The organism is Duganella aquatilis, from assembly GCF_009674565.1.
Lineage (GTDB): Bacteria > Pseudomonadota > Gammaproteobacteria > Burkholderiales > Burkholderiaceae_D > Rugamonas > Rugamonas aquatilis.
Map to the genome: position 1 here is coordinate 104,526 of NZ_WKJL01000017.1, position 16,195 is coordinate 120,720.

15 protein-coding genes are annotated in these 16,195 nt (G+C 63.8%); 11 read left to right on the forward strand and 4 right to left on the reverse strand.

Annotation, left to right across the window (positions count from 1 at the left end; all coding sequences use genetic code 11):
• The first annotated feature begins 118 nt into the window (after positions 1–118).
• Positions 119–2,392: a TonB-dependent hemoglobin/transferrin/lactoferrin family receptor gene (locus tag GJ698_RS21015; protein ID WP_229260100.1), complete on the forward strand. Its 2,274-nt coding sequence runs from the start codon at positions 119–121 to the stop codon at positions 2,390–2,392.
• Between the two features lie 10 nt (positions 2,393–2,402).
• Entirely contained in the window at positions 2,403–3,560 is a 1,158-nt protein-coding gene (locus tag GJ698_RS21020) for a hemin-degrading factor (protein WP_154359815.1), read from the forward strand.
• A 105-nt stretch (positions 3,561–3,665) separates the two neighbouring features.
• Here the strand turns inward: GJ698_RS21020 and GJ698_RS21025 are convergent, their stop codons facing one another.
• Positions 3,666–4,859, reverse strand: coding sequence for a glycerophosphodiester phosphodiesterase (locus GJ698_RS21025; protein WP_154359816.1), 1,194 nt, complete (start codon positions 4,857–4,859; stop codon positions 3,666–3,668).
• Entirely contained in the window at positions 4,859–7,249 is a 2,391-nt protein-coding gene (locus tag GJ698_RS21030) for a TonB-dependent receptor (protein WP_154359817.1), read from the reverse strand. Before GJ698_RS21030 ends, GJ698_RS21025 begins: the two co-directional genes overlap by 1 nt.
• Positions 7,250–7,368: 119 nt before the next feature.
• On the opposite strand from GJ698_RS21030, the gene GJ698_RS21035 reads away from it, so the two are divergent.
• Both GJ698_RS21035 and GJ698_RS21040 read left to right on the forward strand, forming a co-directional pair.
• The gene (locus GJ698_RS21035) at positions 7,369–7,686 is read left to right on the forward strand and encodes a hypothetical protein (RefSeq protein WP_154359818.1); all 318 of its coding nucleotides are present in this window, start codon (positions 7,369–7,371) and stop codon (positions 7,684–7,686) included.
• On the forward strand, positions 7,686–8,651 hold the full coding sequence (locus tag GJ698_RS21040) for a bile acid:sodium symporter family protein (protein ID WP_154359849.1): 966 nt from the start codon (positions 7,686–7,688) through the stop codon (positions 8,649–8,651). Before GJ698_RS21035 ends, GJ698_RS21040 begins: the two co-directional genes overlap by 1 nt.
• On the opposite strand, the gene hslO is transcribed toward GJ698_RS21040, so the two are convergent.
• Together hslO and GJ698_RS21050 are read right to left on the reverse strand one after the other, a co-directional pair.
• Positions 8,648–9,607: an Hsp33 family molecular chaperone HslO gene (hslO, locus tag GJ698_RS21045; RefSeq protein WP_154359819.1), complete on the reverse strand. Its 960-nt coding sequence runs from the start codon at positions 9,605–9,607 to the stop codon at positions 8,648–8,650. The two genes, GJ698_RS21040 and hslO, sit on opposite strands and share 4 nt — an antisense overlap.
• A gap of 4 nt (positions 9,608–9,611) precedes the next feature.
• The gene (locus GJ698_RS21050; protein ID WP_154359820.1) at positions 9,612–10,136 is read right to left on the reverse strand and encodes a gamma carbonic anhydrase family protein; all 525 of its coding nucleotides are present in this window, start codon (positions 10,134–10,136) and stop codon (positions 9,612–9,614) included.
• Between the two features lie 147 nt (positions 10,137–10,283).
• Between GJ698_RS21050 and GJ698_RS21055 the strand changes: the two genes are divergently transcribed.
• From GJ698_RS21055 to GJ698_RS21085, 7 genes are all read left to right on the forward strand, one after another.
• Positions 10,284–11,171: an alpha/beta fold hydrolase gene (locus GJ698_RS21055; RefSeq protein ID WP_154359821.1), complete on the forward strand. Its 888-nt coding sequence runs from the start codon at positions 10,284–10,286 to the stop codon at positions 11,169–11,171.
• A 9-nt stretch (positions 11,172–11,180) separates the two neighbouring features.
• On the forward strand, positions 11,181–12,020 hold the full coding sequence (locus GJ698_RS21060) for a 3',5'-nucleoside bisphosphate phosphatase (protein ID WP_154359822.1): 840 nt from the start codon (positions 11,181–11,183) through the stop codon (positions 12,018–12,020).
• A 118-nt stretch (positions 12,021–12,138) separates the two neighbouring features.
• Entirely contained in the window at positions 12,139–13,014 is an 876-nt protein-coding gene (htpX, locus tag GJ698_RS21065) for a protease HtpX (RefSeq protein ID WP_154359823.1), read from the forward strand.
• A gap of 3 nt (positions 13,015–13,017) precedes the next feature.
• Positions 13,018–13,641 carry an L-threonylcarbamoyladenylate synthase gene (locus GJ698_RS21070; protein ID WP_154359824.1) on the forward strand — a complete coding sequence of 208 codons (624 nt, stop codon included), beginning with the start codon at positions 13,018–13,020 and terminating at the stop codon, positions 13,639–13,641.
• 75 nt (positions 13,642–13,716) lie between these two features.
• On the forward strand, positions 13,717–14,391 hold the full coding sequence (locus GJ698_RS21075) for a site-2 protease family protein (RefSeq protein ID WP_154359825.1): 675 nt from the start codon (positions 13,717–13,719) through the stop codon (positions 14,389–14,391).
• 7 nt (positions 14,392–14,398) lie between these two features.
• Entirely contained in the window at positions 14,399–15,601 is a 1,203-nt protein-coding gene (locus tag GJ698_RS21080; protein ID WP_154359826.1) for a tryptophan--tRNA ligase, read from the forward strand.
• 20 nt (positions 15,602–15,621) lie between these two features.
• On the forward strand, positions 15,622–16,170 hold the full coding sequence (locus GJ698_RS21085; protein ID WP_154359827.1) for a class I SAM-dependent methyltransferase: 549 nt from the start codon (positions 15,622–15,624) through the stop codon (positions 16,168–16,170).
• Positions 16,171–16,195 lie beyond the last annotated feature (25 nt).

A 16,195-nucleotide genomic window follows, 5' to 3' on the forward strand; every position in this document is an offset into this window, starting at 1 on the left:
ATTGTTAAGATGATTCTTTGCCAGCAATCGTCCTATCTCCGAGAGCCAGCGTTTAACTCCTCTCTCTTGGAATATTATGGTTGCTACCCTCCCGGGCGCACGGCACCAGGCCGCGCCTTTGTCCCTTCACGTCCGATCCGCCCTGCTGGTCATGCTGGGCGCGGTTGCCATGCCGTCCTTCGCGCAGGACGCGCCGGCCACGCCTTCCACTGAACTGTCGGAAATCCTGGTCAAGGCCAGGCGCGATCTCGACGCCTCCACCAAAAACGGCAGTACCACGGTGCTGAGCACGCGTCAGCTGGAGCAGAACAACGCCATCGACATGGCCAATATCGCGCGCTACTCGCCGCTGGTGTCCGTGCCGGCCGCGGCCAGCGGCGGCGGCAATATCTGGGATGGCGCCGGCAACACCGGCATCAACATCCGCGGCGTCGAAGGCAACCGCATCAGCCTGCAGCTGGACGGCATCGCGCTGCCGGATGCGGCCTCGCGCCCGGACGGCACCTCGAACAACTCCTTCGGCATCGGCCGCGACTACTTCGATCCGGAAATCTTCCGTGAAGTGATCATCGGTTCCGGCGCCAGCCCGACCGGCGGCGGCTCGCCGGGCCTGGGTGGTTCGGTGTCCTTCATCACCAAGGCGCCGGAAGACTACCTGGACGGCACGCGCAAGGTCTACGCCGACTACAAGTTCGGCTACACCTCGGATCACGGCATGCGCCTGCACGCGGTCACCGCCGCCGCCGAAATCAGCCCGAGCCTGAAAGCGCTGATCGTCGCCGCGCACCGTACCGGCGACGCCTCGAAAATCAACAGCAGCGCGCCGGTGAATCCGGATGAATGGGATTCGAACGCCATCCTGGCCAAGCTGAACTGGTCTATTGCCAGGGACCAGAAGCTGAACTTCACCATCGACAGTTACAGGGCCGAGCACAACCGCGAGTTCGACAACAAGGTCGGCAGCTCGTATCCGGACGGCGCCACGCAGGACTCCAACACCAAGCGCACCCGCTTCAGCGTCGAACACCAGTGGACGCCCACCGGCGTGGCGCTGTTCGACACGCTGGACACCAAGGCCTACACGCAGAAATCCGAAGTGGTCGACCTGACCCATGCCGACTACATCACCGGCGCGCAGCCCTATATCCGCGACATCAATACCGGCTTCTACAACGACAACAAGGGCCTGTCGCTGGACGCCACCAAGCAGCTGTCGGGCAATCTGCTGAGCTACGGCGTCAGCTATGAACAGCAGGAAAGCCGCCGCCCTTGGAGCGAAGACCGCGTGGTGGTAAAAACCGGCGCGCACCAGTTCACGCTGAAGAACCGCATGGCCGACATGGATACCGAAAAATTCGTCGCCTATGTGCGCGACGAGATCGGCTTCTCGCTGGGCGGCCTGCCGTCCACGCTGACGCCGGGCCTGCGCGGCGAACAGCGCAAACTGTCGCCGAAGAACCTGCAAAACTACGTGGTCGCCGTGCCGAGCGCGGCCAAGGAGATCAAGGACGAAACCGATTCCTTCTTCACGCCGTCGCTGAACCTGTCGGTGGAACTGACACCCAAGCTGAACGCCTTTGCGCAGTACTCGCGCGGCACGCGCCTGCCGACGGCGGCCGAGCGCACCGGCACCTACGACTCGTTCAGCTACACCGGCGCCGGCAACGGCTACGCGGTGCTGGGCAATCCTGACCTGAAAAAAGAAACCAGCAACGCCTTTGAAGTGGGCCTGAAAGGCGCGCCGACACCGGGCGTGGAATTCAGCGCCTCGGTGTTCGACACCCGCTACAGCAACTTCATCGAATACGCGACGCAGCCGGCCGATCCGGTCAACTACCCGACCATCACCTTCGGCCTGTACCGTCCGGAAAACGTCGGCAAGGCCAATATCTACGGCGTGGAATTCAGTTCGCGCTTCGAGCTGGGCCAGTGGATGAACACCATGAAAGGCTACAGCGTCAACCTGGCGGCCGGCGCCTCGAAAGGTACGTCGGAAAACACCAGCACCGGCAAGAAAGCCGACCTGCCGTCGGTGCAGCCGTACAAGGCCAACGCCACCTTCGCCTATGACGATCCGGGCCTGCGCGGCGGTGCGGCGCTGACCGCCAGCGCTGCGCGCGGCAAGCAGGCCGCCGGCGACGTGCTGACCGGCACCACGACCACCATGTTCAAGGTGCCCGGTTACGGCGTGCTGGACCTGACCGCCTACTGGAACATCAACAAGCACGTCACCCTCAGCGGCGGCGTCTACAACCTGAACGACAAGAAGTACTGGGACTACGCCTCGTCGCGCAGCCTGCCTGCCGGCGCCACGGCCGCCACCCTGGCCGACATCGAACGCCAGACGCGTCCGGGCCGCAACTACGCCTTTAACCTCAAAGTGATTTACTAAGGAGCTCGCCATGAAACCTCACCATCGATTCGCCCTGGCGCTGACCGGCGCCTTGCTGATCTCTGCATCGGCCGGTGCCGCCAGCCTGACGGAACGCTACGACGCCCTGCGCGCTGAGCAGCCGAAACTGCCGCTGCGCGACGCCGCCGCCAAACTGAATGTGTCGGAAGCCGAACTGCTGGCCACCACCGGCCTCGGCAAGACCGTAACGCGCTTGCAGGAGGGCGACAATGTGCCGCGCGAAATCATGCGCCGCGCGCTGGACCTCGGCAAAGTCATGGCGCTGACGCGCAATGAAAACGGCGTGCTGGAACGCACCGGCGTCGCCACCCGCCTGAAGCCGCAGGAAGAAGTGGCCGGCCTCGACGCGGACAAGGAAAAGGAACGCGAAGCGCGCCTGCGCAACATCGCCGGCGGCTACCTGGGCGGCGAGATCGACCTGCGCTTCACCTTTAAAAACTGGAAGTACGCGTTTGCCGTGGTGCAGCCGGGCAAGGACGGCGTGGTGACGCGCAGCCTGCAATTCTTCGACCAGAGCGGCAACGCAGGGCACAAGCTGTACGTCAAGAGCGATGAAGGCGTGGCCGTGTTTGACAAGATCGTCGCCGACTTCCGCAACCCGGTGCAGAGCGCGGATCTGAAAGTGGCGGCAGCGCCGCTGAAACCGGCCGAGAAACCGGACAGCGCGATCGACGTCAAGGAATACCAGATGGCGTGGAACGAGCTGAACGATGTGCACCAGTTCAATCGCCTGCTGACCGAGTTCGGCATGTCGCGCGAGCAGGCGCTGCGGCTGGGGCCGGTGGACAAGGTGCAGCGGGTGACGCCGCAGGCGGTGCGTCAGTTGCTGGAGGAGTCAGCCAAGCAGAAGATCGACATCATGGCCTTCCTGGGCAATGATGCGGCGATTCAGATTTACAGCGGCAAGATCAGCAAGGTGCAGGAGGCGGGCGGGTACTTCAACGTGCTCGATCCGGAGTTCAATTTGCACCTGCGCGATAGCGCTTTCCACAGTGGCTACGTGATCAAGCGTGCCGGGGTGACGTCGGTGGAGTTCTTCGACAGGAATGGGGATCTGGTGGTGAGCTTCTTCGGCGTCCGCGAGCGCAACAAGCCGCAGCCGCAGAGCTGGGTTGATATGACCGCAGCCCTGCCGAAAGCAGGTTAAAAAATCCGGGGTCAGGTCCCCCATTTCTACACGACCTCAACTGTAGCAACTGCTACGGTTGAGGTCGTGTAGAAATGGGGGACCTGACCCCGGAGTTTAGGCGCGTCAGCTGATGGCGGCGCGGCCCAGGGCTGGGTCGTCGGTGAAGAAGCCGTCAATGCCGGTGGCAACGTAGCGCTTGATTTCGGCGATGGAGCCGGCCTCATTACGCGCAGCATCGCCGGCGTTATTACGGAAGTCGGCAGCCAGGAAATGATTCTCCGGACGGAAGGTCCATGGCTCCACGCGCAGGCCAACTTTATGCGCATCCTCTACCAGCGACGACGGCGCATCCAGCGAACCATCCTTCTTCAGCGGAATGATCGAACGCGTCGGCGGCGCCACCACATCCGCATACTGCGCGATATCGCGCAAGCCAGCCGGCGTGCACATCTGCGCGAACGTCAGCGTGCCACCCGCCGCCGCCACATCCATCGGACGCACGTTCTCACCAATCACCAGCTGCATCAAGCGCAGATTGGCGCGATGGCCCAGCTTGCCGCGCAGGTATTTCAGATTCGCCACTTCAAACGACTGAATCTCCACCGGATTGCGACGGGTGTAGTCATGCGCGCCCAGGATCGCCAGGAAACGGTCCTCCAGCGGCAAACCAACGCTGGCGAAATAGGTCGAATGCTTCAGCTCCGGCACAATCCCGACGATACGCCCGCGCGCCGCCGACTCGGCCGCGACGAAGTCGATGATCTCTTCAAACGTCAGCACCTGGAACATGCCGTTGTACTGCGCGCTGCCCGGACGGAATTGCGGAATCCGCTCCACCGCGCGCAGCGTTTTCAGTTCCAGCAGCGTGAAGTCATCGACAAACCAGCCTTCATGCGTTTCGCCGTCGATGGTTTTGCGCGTCTTGCGGCTGGCAAATTCCGGATGGCTGGCGACGTCGGTGGTCTCGCTCAAGAACGCTTCGTGGCGCGCGACCAGCACGCCATCCTTGGTGCTGACCAGGTCCGGTTCGACATAGTCGGCGCCATCGGCAATCGCCTTGGCATACGAACCCAGCGTGTGCTCCGGACGCAGCGCGCTGGAACCGCGGTGGCCGAAGATCAGCGGACGCGGCTGCGCCACGCCCACCGGACCGACGCCCGGCATGCCGGACAGGTCCGGCGTGGCGAACGCGCCCGGCGTCAGCATGCTGGCCGCCTGCGCCATGCCCGGCAGCAGCAGGGCCGCGCCGGTGGCGGCCGCCGCCGTCTGGATGAAGCCGCGACGCGAGAGTCGCTTGGGCAAATAAAGTGTGGTCATCAGAAGTCCGCCATCAAAGTCAGGAAGCCCTGACGAGGTGCAATTGGGAAGGTATTGTACGTGCCGCTGGCCGCGCCGACCACCACGTTCAGATCACCCTCGCGATTGGCCAGGTTGGTCACGTTCAGACGATAGCGCGCATTCTTCACCCAGCCGCCATTCAGGAATGGCAGCTTGCCCGATACGGCCAGGCTCGTCAGGAAATAATTGCTGACCGACAGGTCGTTGGTGTAGGTCGCGTAGCGCTTGCCGACGTAGTCGCCGATCAGCTGGAACTCGGTGTCGGCCACGTTCAGCGTGGCGACGGTCTTGTTCATCCACTCCGGGCTGCCCGGCACTTTTTTGCCGGCGGTCAGCACGGTGTCCTTGCCGTTCAGGTAGTTGTCATCGTATTTCGACTGGTTGTACGACAGCGCGTTGTACAGCGAGAAGGTACGGCCGAAGTGGGCGGTGGCCGACAGGTCGACGCCGTTGGTCTTGACGCTGCCGACGTTGGTCAGCACCGCCAGGTTGCCGCCGATGATGGACGAGATCACCGAGGTCGGGCTGATCTGCAGCAGGCGGTCCTTGAAGTCGACGTGGTAGACGTTGATCTGGCCGTCGATCGCGCTCAGCGCACCCCAGTTCAGCTGGTGGCTGCTGCGCAGGCCGGCTTCGTAGGTGATCGAGGTTTCAGGCTTGGCGGTGGTCTTGAACAGGTCGAACGCGGCCTGGCTTGACAGGCTCCATGGCGAAGCACCGCCGCCGCCGTAGGTGACGAACTGGCGCATGTTCTTCTGCACGTTGAAGAAAGCCTGGTCCTGGGCGGTGATATCCCAGCGGCCGCCGATCTGCGGCAGGAACCATTTCTTGGTGTCGATATTACCGACCGGCAGCGCGGTCGAACCGGCGATGGCGCCGTTCTTCGGCTGCACCGGGAACTGGCCGTCGGCAAATTGCAGGCTCGACTTGAAGCCGGCCTGCAGCGACAGGTCAGGGCGCACGCGCCATTCGTCCTGCAGGCTCAGCTGGGCGACCTTGTTGTCGATCTCGCTGCCGTACTGGGTGATCAGCGGATTGCTTGGACGGTCGTATGGCGAGCTTGGATTGTTCACGTCCAGCGCATACCAGCGGCGGTAGGCCGACGAGCGGTTATGTTCCAGCCACAGGCCGGCTTGCAGGTTGTGGTTGCCGATTTCGGTCTTGAAGTTCGACAGCCAGCCGTTGCGGTTGATCGTGTATTCGGTGGTGCGGGTGGCGTAGCCGGAGTTGCCGAACACCTGTTTCAGGTTCTGGCCAGGGAAGTAGACGGCGAACAGTGCCGGCAGGCCGGCCACGCCGATCGGACCGGCCACCACGCCGACGCCGTCGTCGTTGTGGTAGTAGATCTGGTTCGACCAGGTGGTGGTGTCGTTGATGTTCCAGTCGTACTTGGCGTAGGTCAGGTAGTCGGTACGCTGCGCATCGCTGTAGTAGTTGCGGTAGTTATTGCCTTCCGCCGCAGGCGTGCCGCCGGTGGCCGACAGGTAGCCCACCGCCTGCTGGAAGTTCGGGTACATGAACGGACGGGTGTATGGCTGGTATTTCTCGGTGGCCGAGCGCACGGTGCTGTCTTCGTTCGGTTCGATCTTGTCCGAGTACGCGAAGTACAGCGTCAGCTTGCCGTTGTTGCCGTTGTTGATGAACTTGGCGTTGACCTGGTCGCCGCCCTGGCGGCCGTTGAAGTCCCAGGCTTTCTGCTCGTGGTGCACGGCCGAGATGTAGGCGCTGTTGCCATCGCCGAAGTTGCCGGTGTCGTAACGCACGAAGGTGCGCGAGGTGGTGTAGCTGCCGACGGTCTGCTGCACGGCCACGTTGCGGTTAGGCAGCGGGTTGCTGGAGAAGGTCTCGATGGTGCCGCCCAGGTTGCTGGTCGAGGCGGTCGACAGGTCGCCGGCGCCCGACGACAGGATCACGCTGCCGACGTTTTCGCTGGTGATGGCGCGCTGCGGCGACAGGCCGTTGTAGTTGCCGTATTGCTGGTCGCCCAGCGGCACGCCGTCCAGCGTGTAGCCCAGCTGCGAGCCGCTGAAACCGTGGATGAACAGCGACAGGTTTTGTTCGTTATTGCCCCATGGGTCGGCGGTCTGGAAGCTGACGCCCGGCAGGGTTTGCAGCGCTTTCAGCGGGTTGATACCCGGCAGCATTTTCTGCATGTCGTTCTTGCCCAGTTCCACCGACGAGCGCGATTTGCGGGTGGCGACTTCCACCGTGGCGATCGGTTCGGCTGCGGCGGCTTCGGCTTCCGTAGCGGTTTCGACGGCGGCTGGGGTGTCGGCCATGTCGGCGACAGCGGCGGCAACGTTGGCGGCCATGGCCAGCATCGGGAAGCTCAGCGCGGCGAAGCACACTGCGGATAATTTCTTGTTCATGTTTACCTTGGATACAAGTTGGAAGGAATTGCAACGCTGCGGAATGATAGGGACTGAGTGTTACCGGATGATGACCAGGCTGGGGTACACTGCTGTCTGGAAATAAGAGGGGAGTTGCAATGCGCAGAATCTTGTTGCTGGCGATGCCGCTGGCGATGGCAGTGACCGGCTGTTCGATCGATCAATCGCGGCTGGGGAATTTCGTCAACCAGACCGTACAGCCCGGCATGCCGATGGAGCAGGCGCTGGTGCGCATGCAGGCCGAAGGCTTTTATTGCAACGCCGGCAGCGGCGCCGATGCGGTCATTGCCTGCACGCGAACTTACACGCGGCTGGTGCAGAAGAATTGCGTCGAGCGTGTCGACCTGGTTCGCAGCGCCACTTCGGCGAAGACGCTCGGCGCCATCGATGTGCTGGAAGTAAAGTGTCCCAAATAATGAAGCGTCCGCGTTTTCTGCCTGATAACTTCACGCTGGCGATGATCGTCACGGTGATCGCCGCCAGCCTCTTCCCATGCCACGGCGAAGGCGCCGTCATCTTCAACAATGTGACCCACGTCGCGGTGTCGCTGCTGTTCTTCCTGCACGGCGCCAAGCTGTCGCGCGAAGCGGTGGTGGCCGGCATCACGCACTGGCGCTTGCATCTGCTGGTGCTGCTGTGCACCTTCGCGCTGTTCCCGCTGCTGGGCCTGGTGTTGAAGCCGCTGCTGACGCCGCTGGTGACACCGGACCTGTACCTGGGCATTTTGTTCCTGTGCATGCTGCCGTCCACCGTGCAGTCGTCGATCGCCTTCACGGCGGCGGCGCGCGGCAATGTGCCGGCGGCGATCTGCAGCGCCTCGGCCTCGAACTTGCTGGGGATATTTTTAACGCCGGTGCTGGTCGGCCTGCTGACCTCGGCGCAGATGCAGGGTGGCTCGCCGCTGGAGTCGGCCTTGCAGATCGCGCTGCAACTGCTGCTGCCGTTCATTGCCGGCCAGGTGGCGCGGCGCTGGATCGGCGGCTGGGTCGAGCGCAACAAGGCGCTGACGCGGCTGGTCGATCAGGGCTCGATTCTGCTGGTGGTGTACACCGCCTTCAGCGAAGCGGTGGGGCAGGGCCTGTGGCACGAGGTGTCGTGGGCGACCTTGGCCGGCCTGATGGTGATCAATGCGCTGCTGCTGGGACTGGTGATGGGGATCAGCGCGTTTGCCGCGCGCCGTCTCGGCTTTAACCGCGAGGACCGGATTGCGATTGTGTTCTGCGGCTCCAAGAAGAGCCTGGCCAGCGGCGTGCCGATGGCCAAGGTGCTGTTCGCGGGCGGCGCGCTGGGCGCCGTGGTGCTGCCGCTGATGCTGTTCCACCAGCTGCAGCTGATGGTCTGCGCCGTGCTGGCGCAGCGCTACGCACAAGAAAAAGATTAGTGCTTGACTTCGCCGGCCGGGATCAAGGTCTCGACCGGTGCATCGCTGGTGAACAGCTGCGCCACGTCGACCTTGTCGTACTCGTAATGCTGGCCGCAGAAATCGCAGTTCACCGCCACCGTGCCCAGTTCGGCAACCACGCCTTCCACTTCCTCGCGGCCCAGCATCTTCAGCATATTGCCGACCTTCTCGCGCGTGCAGCTGCAATGGAATTGCGGATGATGCGGATCGAACACGCGGATCGTCTCTTCCCAGAACAAGCGCTGCATCAGCACGTCGATGCCGGTCTCCAGCAGCTCCTGCTCCTTCAGCGTCGAGCCGAGGATCACCGCGCGGTTCCAGGTTTCCAGCGCATCTTCTTCACTCAGCGGCGTCGCTTCCGCCTTGCCGCCGTGGTAAGGCAGCTTTTGCAGCAGCAGGCCGCGCGAGACATTGTCGTCCGCCGCCAGCCACAGCTTGGTGTCCAGCTGTTCCGAGCGCAGCATGTAGTTCTCGATGACGGTGGCGACGTCGTCGCCGTCCAGCGGCACGATGCCCTGGTAAGGCTGCTGGCCCGGCACCTTGTCGGCCGGATCGAGCGTGATGACGAAGCGGCCCTTACCGGTCGCATTCAGCAGCGTGGTCAGCGTGGCGTCGTCGGCCACGGCGGCGCCAGGCGCCAGTTTGGCGGTGGCGCGCAGGCGCAGATCGGCGTCGCACTCGACCACCAGCAGGCTGACCGGACCGTCACCATGGATCTGCATGATGATCGAGCCGTTGAACTTCAGGTTGGCCGACAGCAGCGCGGCGGCAGCCGTCATCTGGCCCAGCAGCTTCTTGACCGGCGTCGGGTATTCGTGACGCGACAGCACCTCGCGCCAGGTGGCGGAGATGTCGATCAGCTCGCCGCGCACGGCAGCGTTATCGAAGATGAATTTCTGCAGGGTGTCCTGGGCAGTGATGGGGGTGATGCTCATTTTTTTATCCGATCTTTTTGAGTTGCGTCTTGAACAGTTGACCGCGTTTGACATAGCTGTCGGCGCTGCCTTGCAGGGCGGCGACTTCCTCCGGCGTCAGCGGGCGCGCCACCTTGGCCGGCGCGCCGATGATCAGCGAGTGGTCCGGAAAGCTCTTGCCTTCGGTGACCAGCGCGCCGGCGCCGACCAGGCAGCCGTTGCCGATCTTCGCGCCGTTGAGGATCACCGCCTGGATGCCGACCAGCGAGCCGTCGCCGATGGTGCAGCCGTGCAGCATGGCCTGGTGGCCGATGGTCACGTTGCGGCCCACGGTCAGCGGGTAGCCGATGTCGGTGTGCATCACCGTGCCTTCCTGCACGTTGCTGTTGTCACCGATGGTGATACGCTCGTTGTCGCCGCGCAGCGTCGCGCCAAACCACACCGAGGTGTTGTCGTGCAGGCTGACCTTGCCAATCACGGTGGCGGAATCGGCAACAAATGACGATGCAGCTATCTCGGGCGTGTGATCGCCCAGTTGATATATAGACATTGGAAACCTGGTTGAGTGCGGTGGGATGGCGCTATTTTACGCTGCCTTCTTGTTTGCATGGCTGGCGAACGGTCGTGCTATTATTTTGCTTTGCCGTTGGCGAGCTTCCGATATGGCGCCGGCCCTCCTATTTTCAAGGCATATGAAATGAGCAATCACCGTCCCTCCCGTTCCGAGTTCCTGACCATCCGCGGCCTGCGTTGCCACGTGCGCCACTGGGGCAGGGAGGGCGCGCCCAAGCTGTTCATGATGCATGGCTGGATGGACGTCGGCGCCTCGTTCCAGTTCGTGGTCGACGAACTGAAGGGCGACTGGCACGTGATCGCCCCGGACTGGCGCGGTTTCGGCCTGTCGCAGCGCAACGGCCTGGACACCTACTGGTTCCCCGATTACCTGGCCGACCTGGACGCCATCCTGCGCCACTACTCGCCGGACCAGGCGGTCTATCTGCTCGGTCACAGCATGGGCGGCAACATCGTCGGCCTGTACGCCGGCGCGCGGCCGGAGCGCATCCGCAAGCTGATCAACCTGGAAGGCGCCGGCCTGCGCGGCGCCAAGCCGGAGCAGACCCCGGGCCGCTACGCCAAGTGGCTGGACGGCCTGCTGGAAAAGCCGGACATGCGCACCTATCCGACCCAGGCCGCCGTCGCCGCGCGCCTGCAAAAGACCAATCCGCGCCTGTCCGACGCGCGCGCCGCCTTCCTGGCCCAGCACTGGTCGGCGCAGAACGATGCGGGCGAGTGGGAAATCCTCGGCGACCCGGTGCACAAGCAGGCCGGTCCGCTGCCCTACCACGTCGACGACGTCATGGCCTGCTGGCAGGCGATCACGGCGCCGGTGCTGTGGGTCGAGGCCGATCAGACCAATATGTGGGACTGGATGGGCGCCAAGCCTGCCGGACGCGTGGAACTGGAGCGCCGCCTGGGCCATCTGCGCGACGTTAGCAGCAAGATGGTCTACGATGCGGGCCATATGCTGCACCATGATCAGCCTCAAGCGCTAGCGGAAATGATAGAGGAATTCCTCGCCGGCTAACGTTGTACAATGCCTGTTATGAAAGTTGACCTGCATTGTCATTCCAACGTCTCCGATGGCGTCCTGGCGCCGGCTGCCGTGGCGGAAACCGCGCGCAAGGCCGGCGTCGACGTCTGGGCGCTGACCGACCACGATGAAGTGAGCGGCATTCCCGCCGCGCGCGCCGCCGCCATCGCGCAGGGCATGCGCTTTGTCACGGGCGTCGAGATTTCCATCACCTGGGCCAATGAAACGGTGCACATCGTCGGCCTGCAAATCGACGAGAACAATCCGGCGCTGGTGGACGGCCTGGCCTGCACCCGTTCCGGCCGCGACAACCGCGGCCGCGAAATCGCGCAGCAGCTGGAAAAGGTCGGCATCCACGGCGCCTACGAGGGCGCGCTGAAATACGTCGGCAATCCGGATCTGATGTCGCGCACGCACTTCGCGCGCTACCTGGTCGAGATCGGCGCCTGCGCCAACACCGGCGAGGTGTTCAAGAAATTCCTGTCCGAGGGCAAGCCAGGCTATGTGCCGCATTGCTGGGCCTCGCTGGAGCAATCGGTCAACTGGATACGCAGCGCCGGCGGCATCGCCGTCATCGCCCATCCGGGCCGCTACCGCTTCAGCCAGCTGGCGCAGGGCCAGCTGTTCGAGGAATTCAAGCAGCTGGGCGGCGCCGCCATCGAGGTGGTGACCGGCAGCCACACGCCGGACCAGTATCCGGAATATGCGCAGTTGGCAAACTATTACGGCTTCCTGGCCTCGCGCGGCACCGATTTCCATGCGCCGGGCGAGTCCCGCATCGACTTCGCGGCGCTGCCGCCGCTGCCCGCCAACGTGACGCCGGTCTGGCACGACTGGTTCTAGGCGGCGGTGAAAACGCTGCAAGATTACCGGCGGCATCAGCCCGCCGGACTCTTGATTTTGCGCCTGCCCGGTCTTACCTTATTATTTCGGCAAACTGTCCGTCCCGGAGATTCTTGATATGAAACGCATCGTCCTGTTTATCGCCACCAACCTCGCTGTGATGGTGGTGCTGTCCATCGTCCTGTCGCTGCTGGGGATCGGCCGTCCGGGTTCGGGCAGCACGCTGCAACTGGGCAGCCTGCTGGCGTTTTCGCTGGTGGTCGGCTTTACCGGCGCCATTTTCTCGCTGCTGATCTCCAAGCCGATGGCCAAGTGGTCGACCGGAGCGCGCGTGATCGCCAATCCGTCCAATTCCACCGAGCTGTGGCTGGTGAACACCGTCAAGGCGCTGTCCGAGCGCGCCGGCATCGGCATGCCGGAAGTGGCGGTCTACGAAGGCGAGGCAAATGCCTTCGCCACCGGCGCGTTCAAGAACTCGGCGCTGGTCGCCGTGTCGACCGGCTTGCTGGAAAGCATGAACCGCGATGAGGTGGAAGCCGTACTGGGCCACGAGGTGGCGCACATCGCCAACGGCGACATGGTGACCATGACCCTGATCCAGGGCGTAACCAACACCTTCGTGGTGTTCCTGGCGCGCATTGTCGGTTTCTTTGTCGACAGCATGCTGAACAAGAACGAAGAGCGCCGCGGCCCCGGCATCGGCTACATGATCACCGTGTTTGTCTGCGAAATCGTGTTCGGCCTGCTGGCCTCGCTGATCGTGGCCTGGTTCTCGCGCCAGCGCGAATTCCGCGCCGACGCCGGCTCCGCCAAGCTGCTGGGCAGCGCGGTGCCGATGCAGCACGCGCTGGCGCGCCTGAACGGCATGGAGCCGGGCGCGCTGCCGCAATCGTTCGCGGCATCCGGCATCACCAACGGCGGCGGCTGGGGCGCGCTGTTCTCGACCCACCCGCCGTTCGAACAGCGCATCGCCGCGCTGCGTGCCGTACAATAACGCATGAGCCAATTTTTCCAGGTCCACCCGGTCAATCCGCAAGCCCGCCTGATCAAGCAGGCGGCGCAGATTATTCACGGCGGCGGCATCGTTGCCGTGCCGACGGATTCCTGCTACGCGCTGGTCTGCCACCTGGACGACAAGGGCGCGGTCGAGCGCCTGCGCCGCATCCGTGGCATCGACGAGAAGCACCACCTGACCTTGCTGTGCCGCGACTTGAGCGAGCTGGGCGTCTATGCCCGCGTCGACAACCGCCAGTTCCGCCTGCTGAAGGCGGCCACGCCGGGACCGTTCACCTTCATCCTGGAGGCGACCAAGTGCGTGCCGCGCCGGCTCAGCCATCCGTCGCGCAAGACCATCGGCCTGCGGGTGCCGGAAGACGCCATCATCAACGCGCTGCTGGCCGAGCTGGAGCAGCCGCTGCTGGGCAGCACGCTGATCATGCCGAACGAAACCGAGCCGCTGAACGACGCCGACACCATCTGCGAGCGTCTGGGCAAGCAGCTGGAACTGATCATCGACGGCGGCGCCTGCAGCATGGAGCCGACCACCGTCATCGACCTGACCGGTCCTGACGCCGAACTGGTGCGCCAGGGCCGGGGCGACGCCAGCGCATTCGGACTCTGATTCCACATTAGGCGAGGGCGCCGGCCTTTGACGGCGCCGCAAGTAGGCAAACAAGCCTCTGGTAAAATGCCGTCCATGGATATTGATAGCTTTGTACAGACCGCCACGGTCTACGCCATTCCTGTTCTTTTTGCAATTTCCCTGCACGAAGCCGCACATGGATTTGTCGCCCGCTACTTCGGCGACCCCACCGCTGCCGAAGCCGGCCGCCTGACCATCAATCCGCTCAAGCACATCGACCCGTTCGGCACCGTCCTGCTGCCGCTGGTGCTGGCGCTGGTGCACCTGCCGCCGCTGGGCTTCGCCAAGCCGGTGCCGGTCGATTACGGCCGCCTGCGCAATCCGAAGAAGCAGATGGCTTTCGTGGCCGCCGCCGGTCCGGCCGCCAACTTCGTCATGGGCCTGGCGTGGATGGTGTTGTGGATCGTGCTGATCCAGGTGTTCCACTTCACCCAGGATGACTTTTTCATTAAGATGGCCGAGGCCGGCTGGATGGTGAACGCCGCCATGTTCGTCTTCAACCTGATTCCGCTGCCGCCGCTCGATGGCGGCCGTATCGTCACCGGCATTCTGCCGATGTCGCTGGCGCGGCCATATGCGCGCATCGAACGCTACAGCATGTGGGTGTTCATCGGCCTGATCCTGGCGATGCAGTTTGGCTTGCTGAACGGTTTCCTGATCCGCGGCATGTACATGGTGCACGTGATCTGGCAGACGCTGGTTTATCCGCTGCAACTACTTTTTACCTGATCCGCCTATGTATCCCGATCGCGTCGTCTCCGGCATGCGTCCCACCGGCTCCATGCACCTGGGCCACTACCATGGCGCCCTGAAAAACTGGATCAGGATGCAGACCGAGCTGCCGTGCCTGTACTTCGTGGCCGACTGGCACGCGCTGACCACGCACTACGACGACCCCGCCGTCATCGAACGCAGCACCTGGGACATGCTGGTCGACTGGCTGGCCGCCGGCGTTGACCCGTCGCAGTCCACCCTGTTCATCCAGTCGCGCGTGCCCGAGCACGCCGAACTGCACCTGTTGCTGTCGATGGCCACGCCGCTGGGCTGGCTGGAGAGGGTGCCGACCTACAAGGACCAGATCGAGAATCTGGCCAGCAAGGACCTGGCAACCTACGGCTTCCTCGGCTATCCGCTGCTGCAGGCGGCCGACGTGCTGATCTACCGCGCCAGCCAGGTGCCGGTGGGCGAAGACCAGGTGCCGCACATTGAAATGATGCGCGAAATCGCGCGCCGTTTTAACCACCTGTACGGCAAGGAAAAAGGTTTCGAGGAAAAGGCGCAGGACGCCGTGAAAAAGCTGGGCAGCAAGCGCGCCAAGCTGTACAACGAACTGCGCACCGAATACCAGCAGGACGGCAAGGAAGAGGCGCTGGCCCAGGCCAAGGCCATGCTGGACGACGCCCAGAGCCTGTCGATGGGCGACCGCGAACGCCTGTTCGGCTACCTCGAAGGCAGCCGCAAGCTGATCCTGGTCGAGCCGCAGGCGCGCCTGACCGAGGCCGCGCGCCTGCCGGGCCTGGACGGCCGCAAGATGTCCAAGAGCTACGGCAACGCCATCGCGCTGCGCGAGGACAAGGAGTCGGTCAGCAAGAAGATCAAGACCATGCCGACCGACCCGGCGCGCGTGCGCCGCAGCGACGCCGGCGATCCCGAGCGCTGCCCGGTGTGGCAATTTCACCAGGTATATTCCGATGCGCCGACCCAGGAATGGGTGGTCAAGGGCTGCAAGTCGGCCGGCATCGGCTGCATCGAATGCAAGCAGCCGGTGATCGACGCCATCGTCAAGGAACAGGAACCGATGCACGAGCGCGCCCAGCCATATCTGGACGATCCGTCGCTGGTGCGCGCCATCGTCGCCGACGGCAACGACATGGCCCGCAAGCTGGCGCTGGAAACCATGCGCGACGTGCGCGAGGCCATGGGCCTGGCCTACACCTAAGTAAAAGCGGGTAAATACACATGAGCGATCTGATTTCGCCCTGGGTGCAGCGTTATGCGCCCCTGGTCCCCGGCGGCGCCGTGCTGGACCTGGCATGCGGCAACGGCCGCCATTCGCGCCACATGGCGTCCCTCGGCCACGAGGTGGTGGCGGTCGACCGCGATCCGGCGGCCCTGGCGGCCACCTGCGGCCAGGGCATCACCACCAGCGCCATCGACCTGGAAGAGGAGGGCGCCGCCTGGCCCTTCGGTCCGCAGCGATTTGCCGGCATCGTGGTCACAAACTACCTGCATCGGCCGTTATTTGCCGACATGCTGGCCAGCCTGGCGCCGAACGGCGTGCTGATCTACGAAACCTTCGCGGATGGCAATGCGCAGTTCGGCAAACCGTCGAATCCGGCGTTTTTGCTGCAGCCGGGCGAGCTGCTGGAACTGGCGCGCGAGCACGGTTTGCGGGTGGTGGCGTTCGAAGATGGCGTCATCGACAGCCCAAAAGCTGCCATGGTGCAACGACTCTGCGCCGTCAAGCCTGATTTTCCCCGGGAAGCGGCGCTATTACCGGCATTTTGAGCGTCGATTTGTCCCGCCGAATGCA